21 protein-coding genes are annotated in these 16,820 nt (G+C 71.0%); 7 read left to right on the forward strand and 14 right to left on the reverse strand.

Annotated elements, in window-relative coordinates:
- Nucleotides 1-12 precede the first annotated feature (12 nt).
- Nucleotides 13-894 (reverse strand): GntR family transcriptional regulator, encoded by an 882-nt coding sequence (locus OHB56_RS19790; protein WP_326753483.1) that lies wholly within the window; start codon nt 892-894, stop codon nt 13-15.
- Nucleotides 895-1,058: 164 nt separating this feature from the next.
- Between OHB56_RS19790 and OHB56_RS19795 the strand changes: the two genes are divergently transcribed.
- The gene (locus OHB56_RS19795) at nt 1,059-1,247 is read left to right on the forward strand and encodes a hypothetical protein (protein WP_326753484.1); all 189 of its coding nucleotides are present in this window, start codon (nt 1,059-1,061) and stop codon (nt 1,245-1,247) included.
- A gap of 45 nt (nt 1,248-1,292) precedes the next feature.
- Here OHB56_RS19795 and OHB56_RS19800 read toward each other — a convergent pair whose 3' ends face one another.
- From OHB56_RS19800 to OHB56_RS19810, 3 genes are all read right to left on the reverse strand, one after another.
- The gene (locus OHB56_RS19800; RefSeq protein ID WP_406354756.1) at nt 1,293-2,231 is read right to left on the reverse strand and encodes a FadR/GntR family transcriptional regulator; all 939 of its coding nucleotides are present in this window, start codon (nt 2,229-2,231) and stop codon (nt 1,293-1,295) included.
- A gap of 335 nt (nt 2,232-2,566) precedes the next feature.
- On the reverse strand, nt 2,567-3,838 hold the full coding sequence (locus OHB56_RS19805; protein ID WP_406354758.1) for a GNAT family N-acetyltransferase: 1,272 nt from the start codon (nt 3,836-3,838) through the stop codon (nt 2,567-2,569).
- A gap of 128 nt (nt 3,839-3,966) precedes the next feature.
- Nucleotides 3,967-4,605: an aerial mycelium formation protein gene (locus OHB56_RS19810; protein WP_326753487.1), complete on the reverse strand. Its 639-nt coding sequence runs from the start codon at nt 4,603-4,605 to the stop codon at nt 3,967-3,969.
- A gap of 177 nt (nt 4,606-4,782) precedes the next feature.
- Here OHB56_RS19810 and dtd point away from each other — a divergent pair, with 177 nt between their 5' ends.
- A complete protein-coding gene (gene dtd / locus OHB56_RS19815) occupies nt 4,783-5,208 on the forward strand; it encodes a D-aminoacyl-tRNA deacylase (protein WP_055597245.1) in 426 nt (141 codons plus the stop codon).
- Nucleotides 5,209-5,281: 73 nt separating this feature from the next.
- Here dtd and OHB56_RS19820 read toward each other — a convergent pair whose 3' ends face one another.
- The 3 genes from OHB56_RS19820 to OHB56_RS19830 form a co-directional block, all read right to left on the reverse strand.
- On the reverse strand, nt 5,282-6,247 hold the full coding sequence (locus OHB56_RS19820) for a folate-binding protein (RefSeq protein ID WP_326753488.1): 966 nt from the start codon (nt 6,245-6,247) through the stop codon (nt 5,282-5,284).
- A gap of 9 nt (nt 6,248-6,256) precedes the next feature.
- Nucleotides 6,257-6,694: a Fur family transcriptional regulator gene (locus tag OHB56_RS19825; RefSeq protein ID WP_055626043.1), complete on the reverse strand. Its 438-nt coding sequence runs from the start codon at nt 6,692-6,694 to the stop codon at nt 6,257-6,259.
- Nucleotides 6,695-6,772: 78 nt separating this feature from the next.
- Nucleotides 6,773-7,348, reverse strand: a complete 576-nt coding sequence (locus OHB56_RS19830; RefSeq protein WP_055597242.1) for an FABP family protein — start codon at nt 7,346-7,348, stop codon at nt 6,773-6,775.
- 310 nt (nt 7,349-7,658) lie between these two features.
- Between OHB56_RS19830 and OHB56_RS19835 the strand changes: the two genes are divergently transcribed.
- Complete coding sequence (locus OHB56_RS19835; RefSeq protein WP_042174837.1) at nt 7,659-8,021, forward strand: DsrE family protein; 363 nt, start codon at nt 7,659-7,661, stop codon at nt 8,019-8,021.
- A 44-nt stretch (nt 8,022-8,065) separates the two neighbouring features.
- Here the strand turns inward: OHB56_RS19835 and OHB56_RS19840 are convergent, their stop codons facing one another.
- From OHB56_RS19840 to OHB56_RS19870, 7 genes are all read right to left on the reverse strand, one after another.
- A complete protein-coding gene (locus tag OHB56_RS19840; RefSeq protein ID WP_055597241.1) occupies nt 8,066-8,332 on the reverse strand; it encodes a DUF3099 domain-containing protein in 267 nt (88 codons plus the stop codon).
- Between the two features lie 118 nt (nt 8,333-8,450).
- The gene (locus OHB56_RS19845; protein WP_055597240.1) at nt 8,451-8,738 is read right to left on the reverse strand and encodes a DUF1416 domain-containing protein; all 288 of its coding nucleotides are present in this window, start codon (nt 8,736-8,738) and stop codon (nt 8,451-8,453) included.
- A 50-nt stretch (nt 8,739-8,788) separates the two neighbouring features.
- Nucleotides 8,789-9,634 carry a sulfurtransferase gene (locus tag OHB56_RS19850; protein WP_326753489.1) on the reverse strand — a complete coding sequence of 282 codons (846 nt, stop codon included), beginning with the start codon at nt 9,632-9,634 and terminating at the stop codon, nt 8,789-8,791.
- A gap of 141 nt (nt 9,635-9,775) precedes the next feature.
- On the reverse strand, nt 9,776-9,883 hold the full coding sequence (locus OHB56_RS19855) for an Ms5788A family Cys-rich leader peptide (protein WP_350849312.1): 108 nt from the start codon (nt 9,881-9,883) through the stop codon (nt 9,776-9,778).
- A gap of 225 nt (nt 9,884-10,108) precedes the next feature.
- Nucleotides 10,109-10,849 (reverse strand): DUF2993 domain-containing protein, encoded by a 741-nt coding sequence (locus OHB56_RS19860; protein WP_326753490.1) that lies wholly within the window; start codon nt 10,847-10,849, stop codon nt 10,109-10,111.
- 216 nt (nt 10,850-11,065) lie between these two features.
- Nucleotides 11,066-12,385, reverse strand: a complete 1,320-nt coding sequence (locus OHB56_RS19865) for a hypothetical protein (protein WP_326753492.1) — start codon at nt 12,383-12,385, stop codon at nt 11,066-11,068.
- 3 nt (nt 12,386-12,388) lie between these two features.
- Nucleotides 12,389-12,643, reverse strand: a complete 255-nt coding sequence (locus OHB56_RS19870; RefSeq protein WP_055597800.1) for a MoaD/ThiS family protein — start codon at nt 12,641-12,643, stop codon at nt 12,389-12,391.
- Between the two features lie 623 nt (nt 12,644-13,266).
- Between OHB56_RS19870 and OHB56_RS19875 the strand changes: the two genes are divergently transcribed.
- The 4 genes from OHB56_RS19875 (at nt 13,267) to OHB56_RS19890 (ending at nt 16,698) form a co-directional block, all read left to right on the forward strand.
- Nucleotides 13,267-14,067 (forward strand): response regulator transcription factor, encoded by an 801-nt coding sequence (locus tag OHB56_RS19875; protein WP_326753493.1) that lies wholly within the window; start codon nt 13,267-13,269, stop codon nt 14,065-14,067.
- Between the two features lie 107 nt (nt 14,068-14,174).
- Nucleotides 14,175-15,197 carry a LacI family DNA-binding transcriptional regulator gene (locus OHB56_RS19880; protein ID WP_326753494.1) on the forward strand — a complete coding sequence of 341 codons (1,023 nt, stop codon included), beginning with the start codon at nt 14,175-14,177 and terminating at the stop codon, nt 15,195-15,197.
- A gap of 132 nt (nt 15,198-15,329) precedes the next feature.
- Complete coding sequence (locus OHB56_RS19885) at nt 15,330-16,469, forward strand: trypsin-like peptidase domain-containing protein (RefSeq protein WP_406354764.1); 1,140 nt, start codon at nt 15,330-15,332, stop codon at nt 16,467-16,469.
- A 34-nt stretch (nt 16,470-16,503) separates the two neighbouring features.
- Nucleotides 16,504-16,698, forward strand: a complete 195-nt coding sequence (locus tag OHB56_RS19890; RefSeq protein WP_406354766.1) for a hypothetical protein — start codon at nt 16,504-16,506, stop codon at nt 16,696-16,698.
- Nucleotides 16,699-16,820 lie beyond the last annotated feature (122 nt).

Here is a 16,820-nt window from a genome sequence, read left to right on the forward strand (position 1 = left end):
CATCAGAAGTCACTAGGAGAGTGTCAGGTCCGTGGTGATGGTTTCCCAGAGGGCGTCGAACCACTTCTGGGATTCCTCCACGAACGCCTGGTCCCGCTGTCCGGCCTGCTTGCTGAAGGAGAAGAGCAGGGACTGGGAGCCGAGCGCGTCGTACATGTCCAGGGTCTGGGTGCCCCACTCCTCCTCGCGCCTGGCGAGCATGTAGTAACCGATCAGCGCCTCCTGGCCGTTGAGCAGGTAGAGCTTCATCGGCGGGGTGAAGGGCAGGGCGCGGAACCTGACGTGGACGTCGATGCCGTGGGTGTGGCGGACGGACTGCAGGTTGTGCTGGAGCACCTGGGCCTGGGCGTTGCGCATCTGCAGCCAGCGCTCGTGGACCGGGTCGTCGTCGCCGGCGTTCTCGTCGACCAGGACGGGGAAGGCCAGGTTGATGGTCCGGGACGGCAGGAGGACGCGGAACTCGATCGACTCGGGGCGGAGTCTGCCCTCGTGGATCAGCCGGACGGGTTCGCCGACGGCGACCATCAGCGTCTCGGAGGTGTGGGACACCACGTCGATACGGACGTGCGGCGTGGAGAAGGCCTCGGTGAGACGGGGGGCGAGACCGACCATGGTCGGCTGGGGCTCGTCCGACGCGGGGGCCGGCTCGGCGATCCGGGGCGGGCTGCCCTTGCTGACGTTGCTCAGCAGACCGTCGTCCGCGAGAACGCGCAGTGCCTGGCGGACGACGCCGCGTTCCACGCCGAACTCCTCGGCGAGCTCGGCCTGGGTGGGCAGGCGTTCGCCGGCCCTGAGCTCCCCGGCGCGGATACGTTCGCGCAGGATGTCGGCGATCTCCTGGGGCGAGTTCCTGCTGCTGTCGTCCACGGCGACGTTCTCCTGAGTCACGACCAAACGCTACAACTCTGACCTATCTATGGGGAGTTGTTTGAAAGTTGTTTACAAGCACCTGCCAAGTGGGGACAACATAGCTAGAGTTGGTAACCAACTTGACCGAGTTGGCGGAAGTTCCGCTTCCGTCCACAGGAAAGCACGAAGCAGCACGAAGGGGGAACATCGTGCCAGTCCTCGCTCTCATCTCCGCGATCCTCGTCGTCACCCTCGAGCAGTACGTCGAATGGAAGTACGGCATCGCCGGCATCATCGGTCTGCTGCTGCTCACCGTCGGCATCAAGGCCCACAGTCCGGGCGTCAGCTCCGCCGGCGCCCTCCTGCTCGCGCTGCTGGTGACGCGGCCCGCACTCTGAACCACCCGTACATGCCGCGCCCCCCACGCAGGGGGCGGGGAGACGTCAGCTCGTGAGCTGCAACTCCGAACTGATCGTCTCCCACAAGGCGTCGAACCACAGCCGGGACTGCGTCACGAAGGCGCTGTCCCGCATCCCGGCGCCCTGCTCGAACGCGAACAGCGCGGAGCGGGTGCCCTGCGCGTCGTACGTCTGGACGTTCTCCTGGTCGATCTGCGCCTCGCTGCGGGACAGCGTGTAGTAGGCGAACAACGCCTCCACGCCATTGAGCAGGTACAGCTTCACCGGCGGGGTGAAGGGCAGCGCCCGGAAGGAGACCCGCACGTCGATGCCGTGGGTGGCGCGCAGGGCGAGCAGATTGTGCCGGAGCACCTGCCCCTGGGCGTTGCGCATCGCCAGCCACCGCTCGTGCACGGGGTCGTCGCCGCGGCCGCCGCGGCGGCCACCGCGGCGGCCGTCGGCGGAGTCCTCGACCGCCACCGGGAAGGCGAGGTCGATGTTCCGGCCGGGGAGCAGGACGCGGACGTCGACCTTGGCCGGTTTCATCCGCCCGGCATGGATCTGGCGCAGCGGTTCGCCGATGGCGAGGGTGAGGGATATCGCGGTCAGGCAGACGGCGTCGATCCGGACGTGCTCGGCCTCGAAGGCGGCGGCGATACGGGGGGTGAGGGCCGCCGTGGTGGGTCGGGGCGGCGCTTCCGGCCCGGTCAGCGCACTGCCGGGGTGGCCGGCGACGGTCGCCGGGGCGCCCTTGGCGACGTTGGTGAGCAACTGCTCGGACTGCAGGATGCGCAGCGCCTGGCGTACGGCGCCGCGCTCGACGCCGAACTCGTCCGCGAGCTTCGCCTGAGTGGGCATGCGCTGGCCAGGTCGCAGCTCCCCGGACCTGATCCGGGCGCGCAACTCGTCGGCCACCTCGCGATGTGTCCTCTGTGGCCGCTGGGGCCTCTTCCGTCCATTGACGGGGGCGTATTCCGGGTCCACGCCGAAACCCTACAACTTCTCGCCATCTTTTGGCAGTTCACGGAAAGGTGGTTATGAGCCGCATCCAAGCGGAGATAACTTAAAAGAAGTTGGTCGCCAACTTGAGCAACATGGTCGGACCTCCCAGGAGGTTGGCCATCACGGTGACGGTGGGGACCACTCCTCGAGCCGCCGACCGGGCTTCCCTTCCGGAGGGGAGCCGGGAACCCGGTCGGTCAGCACCAGCACAACAACCACAACTGAACAGCAGGAAAAGCACATACGGCTACGGATGCACGGACACCCGCCGGACGAGGGGAGGAGGAGGGAACGACACCGAGGGAGCGCGGCAGCGCTCAGAACAGGTCCGGGCACCATGGACGCCTGGACGTACGCAGCAGGGCGTCGGCCTCACGGGCGGCGCCCGCTCGTTCTTCCCGGACCCGGCCCAGCGCCGCCAGCCGCACCGCCGACTCGTCGCCCAGCCACAGCGTCGCCAACTCGGCGACGTCCAGGGTCAGATCGGCGTCCTCGGTGGTCACCGCGCACGTCCCGGCGCCGTCCGCCGACGCCTGGAGCCGGTAACGCCCGCCGGCCAGCCCCGCACCGTCGGCCACCTCCAGCACCAGCGACCCGGCCGCCTCGTACGTCCGGGCCTCCAGCGCCCGTACGACGTCCAGGACGCGCACCCACAGCCAGTCCATATACGTCGTCACGGCGGCGGCGCGCGGGTCCGGCAGGAGGAGGGGGAGCAGGTCGTCGGGGGCCCGCCAGCCGCTCTTCACCTTCGCGATCCAGTCGATCGAGCACAGGTAGCGCCACAGCGCCCGTTCCGCGGCCGGGCTCACCGCGAGCAGCCAGTCCACCCGCGCCGTGTTCAACGGCTGCTTGGAGTCGCTCCACTTGTCGTCCGCCGTGTAGGAGACCAGTCCCTCGACCGCGCCGTCCGCCGAGCGGTACACGGCGAAGTAGGGCTCGTTCCACGTCGGGGGGACGTGCACGGCGCCGGTGGCGGTCTTCCACCACAGGTCGCTCCGGCTGACCGCGCCCGGCTGGATCCCGCGCAGCCGCTCGTGCAGCTCCGGGCCGAGCTTGCGCACGTCCTCCGCGTCCACGAGGTCCACCCGTCCGCCGTCCTCCGGGCGGGACCGGCGCGGGTCGAGGCCGGTGCGCGGGACGTCGACGGTCCACTCGGTGGCCCAGGTGGCGGGGCCGAAGCCGTAGCGGCCGTATATGGGGTATTCGGCGGCGATGAGGGTCGCGACAACGTCCCCGCGCTCCTTCGCGGCGGCGAGGTCCTGCGCCATCATGCGGGTGAGCAGACCGCACCGGCGGTGTGTGGGGCTGACGGTGACGTTCGATATGGCGTCGGCGGGCACGGCGGCCCCGCCGACCGCGGTGATGTCCTGCGGGAAGGAACGGAACGTCGCGACGCAGCGGCCGCCGTCGAAGGCCCCCAGTGACCGGCCCGGCAGGAACTGCAGACGGCGGGTGTCGAGGACCTCCGGAGAAGGGGTGGGCTCCCGCAGGAACCCGGTGTTCAGGGCCCGGTTCCAGTCGGTGAACTCGGTCTCGGTGATAGGGCGTACGTCGATGTCGGTGCGGGGCGTTCCGGCGCTGGGGGTCATGGTTTCACCGTAGGTCGCCCCCTCGGGAGGTGTCGCGCGCTTTTCCGACCGTCCCGCGGCCCCGGCCCGCCCGGCCGGACCACCGGATGCGAGCCACCCGCCCGACACCCGGCCCCGCCCGGCCCGCCTCACACCAGCAGGTCGTCGACCTGGGCCTCCCCCTCACGGTACCGGCGCGCGATCTCCGCACTGCAGTCGTCCGCGGTGCGCTGCAGGCGCTGCCGGCTCCGGGACACCTCCTGCTCGTACCGCACCAGCCGCCCCATCGCGGCCGTCAGCTCCTCGTCCGTACGCGCACCCAGGTCCGAGAGCTCCACCTCGGCGAGCATCTCGGCCGCCAGCCGCCCGTACTCCTCGCTCTGCGGCGTCCCCAGGGTCACATGGCGGGCGGAGGAACGCCGGCGCACCGGGGTGTCCCGCAGGATCTCCGCGAGTCGCTCCACCACGGACGTCTCCGCCGACGTGGCGACCGAGGCCGCGCCCACCGGCGTACGCCGGGCCAGTTCCGCCCGCAGGATGTCGATCCGGCCCTGGAGCAGCCGCCGCACATAACTGAGGTCGGCCTCGTCGCGCTGGGCGTCGCGGCGCAGCGTGCGCAGCTCGGGCAGGCTGCGCACGGCCAGGGCCGACTCGGGCCCCGGGTGCTCCTCGGGCAGGGCCGGGCTGTCCGTGCGCTGTGCGGGCGGGCGGTGGAACTCGCGCTCCCCCACCCCCGCCCGGGTCGGCAGGACAGGCCCGGACTGCTGCCCGGTTCCTGGTGTGCTCATGTGCCTTGACCGTCCCCTCGACCGGTGTGTGCCAGCATCGTGCCACCTCTGGTGGCCGCCATGTGACCGAGTACTCCTGATCCGCCCCAGATGGGGGGTAAGGAGTAAAAATAGCCCGACCGGGGCCCCTCGCGGACCGCCGTCAGCCGTCTGTTCGCCGACCGGCATGATGGGTGTATGCGTGCAGTGGTGCAGAGGGTGGACGGCGCGAGCGTCGTCGTGGACGGCGAGACGGTGGGGGCGATCGAGGGCGAGGGGCTGTGCGCCCTTGTCGGCGTCACCCACGAGGACACCAAGGAGAAGGCGGCGCAGCTCGCCCGCAAGCTCTGGTCGGTGCGGATGCTCCAGGACGAGAAGTCGTGCAGCGACGTCGACGCCCCGCTTCTGGTGATCAGCCAGTTCACCCTTTACGGCGACGCCCGAAAGGGCCGGCGCCCCACCTGGAACGCCGCCGCCCCCGGGGACGTCGCCGAGCCGCTGGTGGACGAGGTGGTCGCCCAGCTGCGTGCGCTGGGCGCGACGGTGGCGACGGGCCGCTTCGGCGCGCGGATGCGGCTGTCGCTGACCAACGACGGCCCGTTCACCGTCCTCCTCGAGATCTGATCCACGTCACCTCGGACGTGGATCAGGGCTCGGCACAGATCAGGGCTCGGCACAGATCAGGGCTCGGCACGGATCAGGGCTCGACCACGGTCTCCTGGGCCGCCGCCGTGTCCCCGGCCATCAGGCGAGCATCGACCGGGATGTTCCGCTTGACCAGCGCGAGGGCGACCGGGCCCAGCTCGTGGTGGCGTACGGACGTGGTGACGAAGCCGATCCGGCGGCCGTCCGGACCGTCGTCGGCGATCCTCAGGTCGGTGCCGGGCGGCGGCAGATGGACCTCGCTGCCGTCCAGGTGCAGGAAGACCATCCTGCGCGGCGGCTTGCCCAGGTTCTGGACCCGGGCGACCGTCTCCTGGCCCCGGTAGCAGCCCTTCTGCAGGTGCACCGCACCGCCGATCCAGCCCAGCTCGTGCGGGATGGTGCGGTGGTCGGTCTCGAAGCCGAGCCGGGGGCGGTGCTGCTCGACCCGCAGCGCCTCGTACGCGAGGATGCCGGCGGGCGGCCCCGCCTTCCCGGCGTACGACTCCAGATCGGCGCGGGGCAGGAACAGGTCACGGCCGTACGACGTCTCGCGGACGGCGACGCCCTCGGGCACCTCCACGATGGAACCGGCGGGCAGGTGCACCACCGCGAAGTCGGCGGTGCGGTCGGCGACCTCGACCCGGTAGAAGAACTTCATCGACTCCAGGTAGGCGATCAGCGCCTCCTGGGTGCCGGGTTCGACATGGGCCCAGACCGTCTCGCCGTCGTCGACGAGGTAGAGCGCGTGCTCGATGTGGCCGTTCGCGGAGAGGATCAGCGCCTCGGTGGCCTGGTGCGGCGGAAGGTCGCTGACGTGCTGGGTGAGCAGCAGGTGCAGCCAGCTCAGCCGCTCCGCCCCGGAGACGGTGACGACCCCGCGATGGGACAGGTCGACGAAGCCGGTGCCTGCGGCGAGGGCACGCTGCTCGCGGAACAGGTCGCCGTAGTGGGCGGCGACGCCTTCGTCCACGCCCTCGGCGGGAACGGCGCCGGGCAGGGTCAGCAGAGGGCTCTTCATACCCCTAGCCTACGACTCGGTAGTTGAACCCTTCAGGGAACAGTCCTTGCAGCGGCCGAAGATCGCGAAGTGCTTCATGTCGGTGTCGAAGCCGAAGGTGTCGCGCAGCTTCGCCGTGAACTCGGCGGCCACCTCCACGTCCGCCTCGATGACCTCGGTGCAGTCACGGCAGACGAGGTGGAGGTGATGGTGCCGGTCGGCGAGGTGGTACGTCGGGGCGCCGTGCCCGAGGTGGGCATGGCTGACCAGCCCCAGCTCCTCCAGGAGCTCCAGGGTGCGGTAGACGGTCGAGATGTTGACCCCCGACGCCGTTCTCCGCACTTCCACGAGAATGTCGTCGGGGGTCGCGTGCTCCAGCGTGTCGACGGCTTCGAGCACGAGTTGGCGCTGCGGCGTCAGCCGGTAGCCGCGCTGCCTGAGATCGCTCTTCCAGTCGGTGCTCACCACACCACGAGTCTAGGGCCTCCGGTTCGGATCACGCCGGGCTCGCGGGCCGTGCACCCCGGTGCTCCGGGGCCCGGTGGCTCACTTGAAGAAGGCGATCCCGTCGTCCGGCATGTCGTCGGGCAGGGCCTTGGCCCAGCGCTCGACGTCCTCGGGAGTGACGACCTTCTTCAGGTGCGCCGACATGTAGGGGCGCAGCTCGACCTCGGGGGTCTGCTTCTCACCGACCCACATCAGGTCGCTCTTGACGTAGCCGTACAGCCGCTTGCCGCCGGTGTAGGGCTGGGCGGCCGCGGTGCGCGCCACGGCGTCCGTCACCAGGTCGATCTGCGGCTTCTGGTCGGCCAGCTCGCCGTACCAGATCTCGATGACGCCGTCGTCGCGGGTCATCGTGACCTCGACCTTGCGGTCGGCGTCGATCCGCCAGAAGCCGTGCTCGGACTCGAGCGGCCGGACCTTGCCGCCGTTCTCGTCGAGCACCCAGGTGCGGGAGGAGTACTCCAGGAAGTCCCGGCCGTCGTGGGTGAAGGAGACCTCCTGCCCGAAGTTGCATTTCTCGGAGCCGGGGAAGTCGTGCACGCCTGCGCCCGCCCAGTCGCCGAGCAGGAAGGCGAGTGGCACGAGGTCCTTGTGGAGGTCGGACGGGATCTCGATCATCAGTGGCAGTTCCTGGAGTGGGCGGTCAGCGCTGACCCTGGTACAGCTTCTTCACGGCCAGCCCGGCGAAGGCGAGAACGCCGACGGCGACCAGGACCAGCAGGGCTTCGTAGAAGAGAACCACGGGATGCTCCTTGAGCGGGGGTGCGGTGCATTGCGTGTGCGCAGGGCGGACCCCAGCTTACGCGGCCGGACCCCGGCCCCGTCCTGCACCCACCCGGCGACGGCGGGGCCGGCGGCCGGTCCGGCGCCGGGTTCTCGGGTACAGGCTCTCGGATACGGGCGGGACGAGGGCGATTACGATCCGGGTATGGCGAAGAAGCTCGTGATCAAGGTGACCGCCGGGGCCGACGCCCCGGAACGCTGCTCGCAGGCCTTCACGGTGGCGGCGGTGGCCGTGGCCAGCGGCGTGGACGTCTCGCTGTGGCTCACCGGGGAGTCGGCGTGGTTCGCGCTGCCGGGCAGGGCCGCGGAGTTCGAGCTGCCGCACGCGGCGCCGCTGCCGGACCTGCTGGACTCGATCGTCGCGGGGGGCCGTCTCACCCTGTGCACCCAGTGCGCGGCGCGCCGGGACATCACGGAGAAGGACGTCATCGAGGGCGTGCGCATCGCGGGCGCGCAGGTGTTCGTCCAGGAGGCGCTGGCGGACGACACGCAGGCGCTCGTCTACTGATACGGAAGGCCGGAGGGCTCACCTGATACGGAGGGCCGGAGGGCTCACCGGGGCCCGTGTCTCTTCTTCCCGTCCAGTTCGTCCCACCACGCGTCGGACTCGGGGTCACCGGAAGGGTCGTCCCACCAGCGGTCGTCGGGGCCTCGCCGGTTGGCGACCATGGCGGCGAACGGCGGGATGACCATGGCCACCACGCACATGCCCACGGCCACCGGGACCGACCAGAGCCGCACGACGGCGCAGGCCAGGACGAAGAGCACGATGCACGTGCCCATCATGACGAAGTAGGTATGCCGCCTGCGCGCGTACATGCTTCCAGCGTAGAACCGGACCCGCAGGTGCGCAGGTACGCAGGTACGCGGACAGGCCGAAGGGCCGCATTCCCGGTGCCGGTGTCCGGTCCGTGGGATGCGGCCCTTCGAAGGGACCTCACACCGCGATGGCGACCTCGGCCAGACCGCCCTGCTGGGCGACGACCGTGCGGTCGGCGGTACCGCCGGGCACCAGGGCGCGGACCGTCCAGGTGCCCTCCGCCGCGTAGAAGCGGAACTGCCCGGTCGCGGAGGTCGGAACCTCCGCGGTGAACTCGCCGGTCGAGTCCAGCAGACGGACGTAGCCCGTCACCGGCTCGCCGTCACGGGTCAGCTGACCCTGGATGGTGGTCTCGCCGGGCTTGATCGTCGAGGCGTCCGGGCCACCGGCCTTCGCACCGCACATGGCGTACTCCTGAACTGGTCTCGTGGTCGGGTCGTGGTGCGGGCGAGGTCCTACTTGGCGGGGCCGAGCTCGATCGGCACGCCGACGAGGGAGCCGTACTCGGTCCAGGAGCCGTCGTAGTTCTTGACGTTCTCCACGCCCAGCAGCTCGTGCAGCACGAACCAGGACAGCGCGGAGCGCTCACCGATGCGGCACAGGGCGATGGTGTCCTTGGCGAGGTCGATCTGCTCGTCCTCGTAGAGCGCCTTGAGCTCGTCGTCGGACTTGAAGGTGCCGTCGTCGTTGGCGTTCTTGGACCACGGGATGTTGCGGGAGGTCGGCACGTGGCCGGGGCGCTGCGACTGCTCCTGCGGCAGGTGCGCCGGCGCGAGCAGCTTGCCGGAGAACTCGTCGGGCGAGCGCACGTCGACGATGTTCTGCGTGCCGATGGCGTCCACGACCTCGTCGCGGAAGGCGCGGATGGACAGGTCCTGCGGCTTGGCCCGGTACTCGGTCTTCGCCCGCTCCGGCACCTCGTCGCCGGCGACCAGCTCGCGGGCGTCCAGCTCCCACTTCTTGCGGCCGCCGTCGAGGAGCTTGACGTTCTCGTGGCCGTACAGCTTGAAGTACCAGTAGGCGTACGCGGCGAACCAGTTGTTGTTGCCGCCGTAGAGGACGACCGTGTGGTCGTTGGAGATGCCCTTCTCCGACAGGAGCTTCTCGAAGCCCGCCTGGTCGACGAAGTCACGGCGGACCGGGTCCTGGAGGTCCTTGGTCCAGTCGATCCGGACGGCGTTCTTGATGTGGTTCTTCTCGTACGCGGTGGTGTCCTCGTCCACCTCGACGATCGCGATGGTCGGGTCGTCCAGGTGTTCCTGGACCCAGTCGGCGTCGACCAGTACGTCGTTACGGCTCATGCTCTTGTCTCCTCCGGGGCAGTTACGGCGGCAGTTGCGGCGAGGCGTGCGGCTGTGCGGGTGCGCGGCACTCCTGCGGGAGCGGGCGCACGGATGCCCCTCAGCGGGGCGAGGTGGGGATGCGGGCGGCGGGGCGCTCGCTCAGAAAGGTCGACAGAGCATGGCGGCGACGCGGCAGAGGTCCACTGCCCGCCGCTTCGTGAGATCCGCCTGTCCCCGCGCTCGGAGGACGCTCGTCTGACACTGCATGCCGTCGATCGTAAGGAGGACAGGGCGGGCGTGTCACCGCCGTGTCGCATACTGAGACAAGATTGTCCGCACTCTGGGATCACAAGAGGGGCGGGCCTGCTTCCGCTCCCCCGGACCCGACGGCGCCCGTCCTCGCATCTGCTCTGCGGACATCTTCGTCTCGCCTGTCGGACATCCGGGGCCACCGGGCCCCTCGGGGGCGAAGCGGTCCCGCCGACCGCCTACCTACCCGGCGAGCCGGACGTCGGAACCCCGCACGGTGATGTCGACGCCGGACTTCCCCGCCTCGACCTTGTCGAGCTTGATCCCGCCGGGCAGGCCGTCGATCTTCTGCTCGAAGTCGGTGATCTCCCGCACCCGCGCCTCGGCCATCTCGATGCCGCCGAACGCCGGCAGCGCGTCCGCTTGGACCCGCACGGTGTCACCGTCCACGACGGTGACGGAGCTGAGGACGGAGACCGGCTCGGGCAGCTTGGTGCCGAGCACGGTGGCCTCCACCGCGACCTCGATCTTCCCGTTGCCGCCGTCGGAGAGGCCGATGACACTGGCGGTGACACCGGGGCCGACCTGGGTGGACTCGGACTTGGCGGTCTTGAGCAGCTCGTCGTAGGTCACGCTCGCGGTACCGGTCGCGTCGGCGGCGGTGGCGGAGCTGAAGTCGCCGGAGAACTCGACGCCCTTCATGTCGGCGCGCAGGTCCTCGATCCGGATGTTCTGCTTGCCGTCGCCGGTGCCGGCCTCGTACTCCTGGATCCCGATCCGCACCTCGTCGAGGGAGCCGCCGGCGATCTGGGTGAGGAAGGGGAACCCGTTGATGGACACGTCGGGGGTGGTGCTGAGGTTCTCGGTCGACTTGAGCCGGTCGGCCACCTCGCCCTCCGCGAAGTTGACCGCGAGGCGGTCCACGAGCACGAAGATGCCGCCCAGGACCACGGCGATGATCAGCAGTATTCGCAGTGCGCGCATGTGGTTGGTTCCCCCACCTAGGTGCGTTTCGACGACAGTCCCCGACGACCGGGCAGCCGTCCTGCGCGAGAGTAACCCGCACGGCAAGGAGAACTCCGGGATTGTTGATCAGCTGTGACAGGCGCCCGAGACGGAGCTCCCCCCGCCGACGGTCGTGTCGGCGGGGGGAGACGGGGCACGCGACCGCGGAACGCGGTGGGGACGTCAGCCGGGACGTCAGCCGGCGACGCGGCCCAGGACGTACACCGCCGGTGCCGCCGCGGCCAGCGGCAGGGCCACTCCGGCCGTGAAGTGGACGAACCGGGACGGGTAGTCGTAGCTCGCGGCGCGGTGTCCGACCAGGGCGCAGACCGCCGCGCCCGCGCCGATCAGCGCGCCCGAGGCGCCGTACCCCGTCATCCCGCCGGCCAGCGCACCCGCACCGGCCGCCACGAGCAGCGCGGCCACCACGGACGCCGGCGTGGGCAACGGCAGCGCCCGCGCCACGACCGCCGCCGCCACCGCGATCCCGCCGACCGTCACCGCGTCGGCGGCGGCCGCCAGGTAACCGCTCGCCACGATCGCCAGCGCGGCCGCGGCGACCGTCGCCGTCAGGCCGTACATCCGCTCGTCGGGATCGGCGTGCGACCGGAGCTGGAGCACCAGCGAGAGCAGCACCCACACACCGAGCGTGCCGAGGATCGCCGACGGCGACCGGTCGGAGGCGAGCAGCGCCACGTCCGCGACCAGCGCCCCGAGGAAGCCCAGCGCGATGCCCTGCCGTGCGGGCCACATGCCGTTCAGCCGGAACCAGCCGGCCGCGGTGAGCCCCTGGAGGGCCACCAGCGGCACGAGCAGGGCATATGTGCCCAGGGCCGCCCCGCCGGCGAGCAGCAGCCCCAGCAGCGCGGTGAGCGCCGCCGGCTGCAGGCCGGGCTCGATGATCGGCGAACGCCCCTCCGCGCGGGCGCGCTGCGCGTCCGTGACCCGGGTGTTCCCGGCGAGGGTGGCGGGCCCGTACCCGGGGCCGTCCGGGGCATCGGGGGCGGGGACGACGGGGGCCGAGGGCGCGGCGGAGGCGGGCGGGGGCATGGCCCCGGCAGGGGCGCCCGCACCGGCACCGGGATGGGCAGAGGGGTCGGGGAGCGGTGCCCCGTGGGTGGAGGCCACCCCGTACCCCGCGTACACCGCGGGCCCGCCGAGCGCGCTGCCGTCACCCTGCCCCGCGTACCCGGCATGCCCCGGAGGGGTCTGCGGGGCCTGCGGGGTCCGTCCGGTGTGCTGGGGCAGGTACGACGTCTCCTCCGCGGCCGTCGGCGGGACCGGGGGCTGCATCTGCGTCTCCCAGGTCTGTCCCTGCCACTGCTGCGTGTACTGCTGGGCGGCGTGCGGATCGTCGTACGCCTGCTGCCCTCCGGGCCACGCCTGCGACGGCCCCTGCGCCTGTCCTTCGGGCCGCTGGTGCCGGGGCGGGGGCGGGCCGTAGGGGTCGTAGCCCTCGTCTCCCTCGCGGCGTCCGTCGTGCCCGTCGTAGCCCTGATACGGCTGGTTGGTCATCGCTCACCCTCCTGCGAACGGCGGGAGCACCTCGACCGTGCCGCCGTCGGCCAGCCGTACCGTCTCATGTGCGCGGGTGCCCACGGGATCACTGTCGACGAGGAACGAGCATCGCCGCAGGACTCGCGTGAGTTCGCCGGGGTGCCGCTCGCGCACCGCATCGAGCGCGTCGGCGAGCGTGACCGCCTCGTACGACTCCTCGGCCGTCCCGGCCGCGGCCTTGGCGGCGGCCCAGTACCGCACCGTGACCTTTGCCATCTGCTGGTTCCTCAATGTTTGACAGTGGACACGGTCAGGCTAGCCCGCCCGGGCCGCGGCCCAGTCCCCTATCCGGTGCAGCAGTCCGTCGAGGGCCGCGTTCTCCGCGTGTCCCGTGCGCGATCACGAACACGAGGTCATGGGAGGGCGGCCGCGGGATGTTCTTCCCGGTCACCCTTTCGGCCGCGGCCGGGTTGTATGCAGAATTGATCCGCACGCCGTCCACCGTGCGCAAAAACGTCCGAAAAGACGTACCGCCCCAGGTAACTTCACGCCTCACACCGCGTATCTTGAAATGCGGACCATTGGTGGAAGGTGCCACATGACCTGACGGACCGGTGCTCATGTCGGCTATTCTGCTGGGAAGAGGACTCGGGCAGTGAAGCCCCCGGGTCCTTTTGTGCTTTCGGAAGCGTTGTATACGACGCGGGAAACCGCCGGTGTACGGGCCGTCGAAACGCACGAAGCAGTGCCGTAAACGTCCTCGCAGGGACCGAGGAGGAACCAGACGTTATGGGCGAGCGAACCGTGCACGTACGAATGACGACCCGGTCGTGGGCAGCACCACGACCCGAGCCCCGGGGCCAGGACCGCGTCCTCGACGGACTCGAAGGAGGGGTGCGATGAGTTCACTGCTCCTGCTGACCAACGCCCTCCAGCCGTCGGCGGAGGTACTCCCCGCCCTCGGCCTGCTGCTCCACCAGGTGCGCGTGGCTCCCGCCGAGGGCCCCGCCCTGGTCGACACCCCCGGCGCCGACGTCATCCTCGTCGACGGCCGGCGCGACCTCCCGCAGGTGCGCAACCTGTGCCAGCTGCTGCGGTCCACCGGCCCCGGCTGCCCCCTCGTCCTCGTGGTGACCGAGGGCGGCCTCGCCGCCGTCACCGCGGACTGGGGCATCGACGACGTCCTCCTCGACACCGCGGGACCGGCGGAGGTGGAAGCCCGGCTGCGGCTCGCCATGGGCCGGCAGCAGATCGTCGGCGACGACTCCCCCATGGAGATCCGCAACGGCGACCTGTCCGTCGACGAGGCGACCTACAGCGCCAAGCTCAAGGGGCGCGTCCTCGATCTCACGTTCAAGGAGTTCGAGCTCCTGAAGTACCTCGCCCAGCACCCCGGCCGCGTCTTCACCCGCGCCCAGCTGCTGCAGGAGGTCTGGGGCTACGACTACTTCGGCGGCACCCGGACGGTCGACGTCCACGTACGGCGGCTGCGTGCCAAGCTCGGCCCCGAGCACGAGTCGCTGATCGGCACCGTGCGGAACGTGGGTTACCGATTCGTTACCCCGGACAAGGGTGAGCGGGCCGCCGAGGACGCCAGGGCGAAGGGCGACCGGCGGCAGGCCGGGTCCGACCGCCAAAAGGCGGCGGATGCGGACGAGACGGTCACCCTGGACACCGCCGAGGCCCCGAGCCAGGCGTGAACGGCATCCGCACGAGCGCCGCGCCCGCACACGCGAGCCGTTTCCGTGCTGTTCACAAGGTCGTTCACGCTCTGCCCCGACCGGTTATATCCGCGTAGACTCCGCGCGTGGCCAAGGTGACTAGGGATGATGTGGCTCGGCTGGCGGGTACGTCCACCGCCGTCGTGAGCTATGTCATCAACAACGGACCGAGGCCGGTCGCCCCGGCCACGCGCGAACGCGTACTCGCCGCGATCAAGGAGCTGGGATACCGGCCGGACCGGGTCGCCCAGGCCATGGCGTCGCGGCGGACGGATCTCATAGGCCTGATCGTGCCGGACGCGCGCCAGCCCTTCTTCGGGGAGATGGCGCACGCGGTCGAACAGGCCGCCTCCGAGCGCGGAAAAATGGTGCTGGTCGGGAACTCCGACTACGTGGCCGAGCGCGAGGTCCACTACCTGCGGGCGTTCCTCGGCATGCGCGTCTCCGGCCTGATCCTGGTCAGCCACGCGCTGAACGACCTCGCCGCCGCGGAGATAGACGCCTGGGACGCCCGGATCGTCCTGCTGCACGAGCGCCCCGAGGCCATCGACGACGTCGCCGTCGTCACCGACGACCTCGGCGGCGCCCAGCTCGCCGTCCGCCACCTGCTGGAACACGGCAACGCGTACGTCGCCTGCGTCGGCGGCACCGCGGAGACCCCCGCGGTGGGCGACCCCGTCTCCGACCACGTCGAGGGCTGGCGGCGGGCCATGGAGGACGCGGGCATCCCGACCGAGGGCCGCCTCTTCGAGGCCCCGTACAACCGCTACGACGCCTACCGCGTCGGGCTCGACATCCTCTCCGGACCGGACCGCCCGCCCGCGATCTTCTGCTCCACCGACGACCAGGCGGTCGGCGTGCTGCGCGCGGCGCGCGAGCTGCGCATCGACGTGCCCGGCGAGCTGGCGGTCGTCGGGTTCGACGACATCAAGGAGGCGGCGCTCACCGACCCGCCGATGACGACGGTCGCCTCCGACCGCCCGGCGATGGCGCGTGCGGCGGTCGACCTCGTCCTCGACGACGGGCTGCGGGTGACCGGCTCGCAGCGCGAGCGGCTGAAGATCTTCCCGTCCGAACTGGTGATCCGCCGCTCCTGCGGCTGCGGGTAGCACCGGACCTCCGGCGGCCCCGTCGTCTCCACGGGGCGGCCCCGCCGTCTTTATATCGGGCATACGCGGTTCTGTCGGGCTTCTCAGCGAGCACTCAGGGTGCTCTCATCGTCGGGCGTCAGGCTCGTCGACATGACCGAGAGCCATCGCCGCAGCAGCGAGTACGAGAGCCCCCGGACGGGCGGCCACCAGCCCTACTCCTCCCCCGCGGACCCGCAGTGGCCGGCCCCGCCGGCCTACGCGCCGGGGCAGCCGATCACCGCCGCACACCCGGCGGGCCCTGCGGACCCGACGACGGCGACGCACCCGATCGCCGCCGCGCACCCGGCGACACCCGCGGACTCGCCCCACGCGTCCGAGCCGGCCGCTCCCCACCCCCGCCGGAAGCGGAACCGGGGCCCGGTCCCGCTGCTCGCCGCCGTGGCGATCGTGGCGGCGGCCGTGGGCGGCGGCACCGCGTACGGCGTCCAGGAGCTGACCGGCGGCACCACCGTCGCGTCCGCCGGCTCGGCCGCCACCGGCGTGGTGCCGACCGGCCAGAAGGGCACGGTGTCCGGCGTCGCCAAGGCGGTCGGCCCGAGCATCGTCGAGATCAACGCCACCTCCAACGCCGGATCGTCCACCGGCTCCGGCGTGATCATCACCAACGACGGCGAGATCATCACCAACAACCACGTCGTCGCCGGTGCCTCCTCGGTCAAGGTGCGGACCAGCGACGGCAAGACGTACACCGCGGACGTCGTCGGCACGGAGAGCTCGAAGGACCTCGCGCTGATCAAGCTGAACGACGCATCGGGCCTGACGCCGGCCACCCTCGGCAACTCCGACGGCGTTCAGGTCGGCGACGAGGTCGTGGCGATCGGCTCCCCCGAGGGCCTGACCGGCACCGTCACCAGCGGCATCGTCTCGGCGCTCAACCGTGACGTGACCGTCTCCACGGACGAGAGCCAGGGGCAGCAGCAACAACAGCAGGGGCAGCCCGGCGGCTGGCCGTTCGAGTTCGGCGGCCGGCAGTTCAACGGCGACACCGGCGGGTCCACGACGACGTACAAGGCGATCCAGACCGACGCGTCCCTGAACCCCGGGAACTCCGGCGGCGCGCTGATCGACATGAACGGCGCCATCATCGGCATCAACTCCGCGATGTACTCGGCGAGCGGCAGCGGCTCCTCCTCCTCGGCCGACGCCGGCAGCGTGGGCCTGGGCTTCGCCATCCCGGTCAACACGGTCAAGGCGGACCTCCCGACGCTGCGGGCCGGCTCCATGAACTGACGTGACGACGCGGCACTCACCCGAGGAGTCCGACATGATCCAGCAGATCCCGCAGGTCACCCACCGCGTACCCGACGCCGGTACCGACCCCGCCGGTCTCGCCCTCGCGTTGGAGGTCGCGGCCGAGCTGCGCGCGCCGGCCCGACGGGCCCCGGAAGTCACCCCGCCCCCGCCCCACCGGAAGCCCAGCCCCGGTCGCGGCGGCCACCGACGTGCCGTGCGCGGCTGATCCACGGCTGACCCGCGGCCGGCCGGGGCCGCCCGCGCCCCGGGGGATCGTGCGAGCCTGAGAGCTTGAGAGGCTGAAGCCCTCAGGCCCCAAGCCCTGCCCCCGCGCCCCCGCCCCATGCA

This window comes from Streptomyces sp. NBC_01635, from assembly GCF_045209715.1.
GTDB lineage: Bacteria > Actinomycetota > Actinomycetes > Streptomycetales > Streptomycetaceae > Streptomyces > Streptomyces hirsutus.

Coding starts and splice junctions, on each gene's coding strand:
- OHB56_RS19805 (WP_406354758.1), bottom strand. CDS start 3,838: ATGACCCCCAGCGCCGGAACGCCCCGCACCGACATCGACGTACGCCCT.
- OHB56_RS19810 (WP_326753487.1), bottom strand. CDS start 4,605: ATGAGCACACCAGGAACCGGGCAGCAGTCCGGGCCTGTCCTGCCGACC.
- dtd (WP_055597245.1), top strand. CDS start 4,783: ATGCGTGCAGTGGTGCAGAGGGTGGACGGCGCGAGCGTCGTCGTGGAC.
- OHB56_RS19820 (WP_326753488.1), bottom strand. CDS start 6,247: ATGAAGAGCCCTCTGCTGACCCTGCCCGGCGCCGTTCCCGCCGAGGGC.
- OHB56_RS19830 (WP_055597242.1), bottom strand. CDS start 7,348: ATGATCGAGATCCCGTCCGACCTCCACAAGGACCTCGTGCCACTCGCC.
- OHB56_RS19835 (WP_042174837.1), top strand. CDS start 7,659: ATGGCGAAGAAGCTCGTGATCAAGGTGACCGCCGGGGCCGACGCCCCG.
- OHB56_RS19840 (WP_055597241.1), bottom strand. CDS start 8,332: ATGTACGCGCGCAGGCGGCATACCTACTTCGTCATGATGGGCACGTGC.
- OHB56_RS19845 (WP_055597240.1), bottom strand. CDS start 8,738: ATGTGCGGTGCGAAGGCCGGTGGCCCGGACGCCTCGACGATCAAGCCC.
- OHB56_RS19850 (WP_326753489.1), bottom strand. CDS start 9,634: ATGAGCCGTAACGACGTACTGGTCGACGCCGACTGGGTCCAGGAACAC.
- OHB56_RS19855 (WP_350849312.1), bottom strand. CDS start 9,883: ATGCAGTGTCAGACGAGCGTCCTCCGAGCGCGGGGACAGGCGGATCTC.
- OHB56_RS19860 (WP_326753490.1), bottom strand. CDS start 10,849: ATGCGCGCACTGCGAATACTGCTGATCATCGCCGTGGTCCTGGGCGGC.
- OHB56_RS19865 (WP_326753492.1), bottom strand. CDS start 12,385: ATGACCAACCAGCCGTATCAGGGCTACGACGGGCACGACGGACGCCGC.
- OHB56_RS19870 (WP_055597800.1), bottom strand. CDS start 12,643: ATGGCAAAGGTCACGGTGCGGTACTGGGCCGCCGCCAAGGCCGCGGCC.
- OHB56_RS19875 (WP_326753493.1), top strand. CDS start 13,267: ATGAGTTCACTGCTCCTGCTGACCAACGCCCTCCAGCCGTCGGCGGAG.
- OHB56_RS19885 (WP_406354764.1), top strand. CDS start 15,330: ATGACCGAGAGCCATCGCCGCAGCAGCGAGTACGAGAGCCCCCGGACG.
- OHB56_RS19890 (WP_406354766.1), top strand. CDS start 16,504: ATGATCCAGCAGATCCCGCAGGTCACCCACCGCGTACCCGACGCCGGT.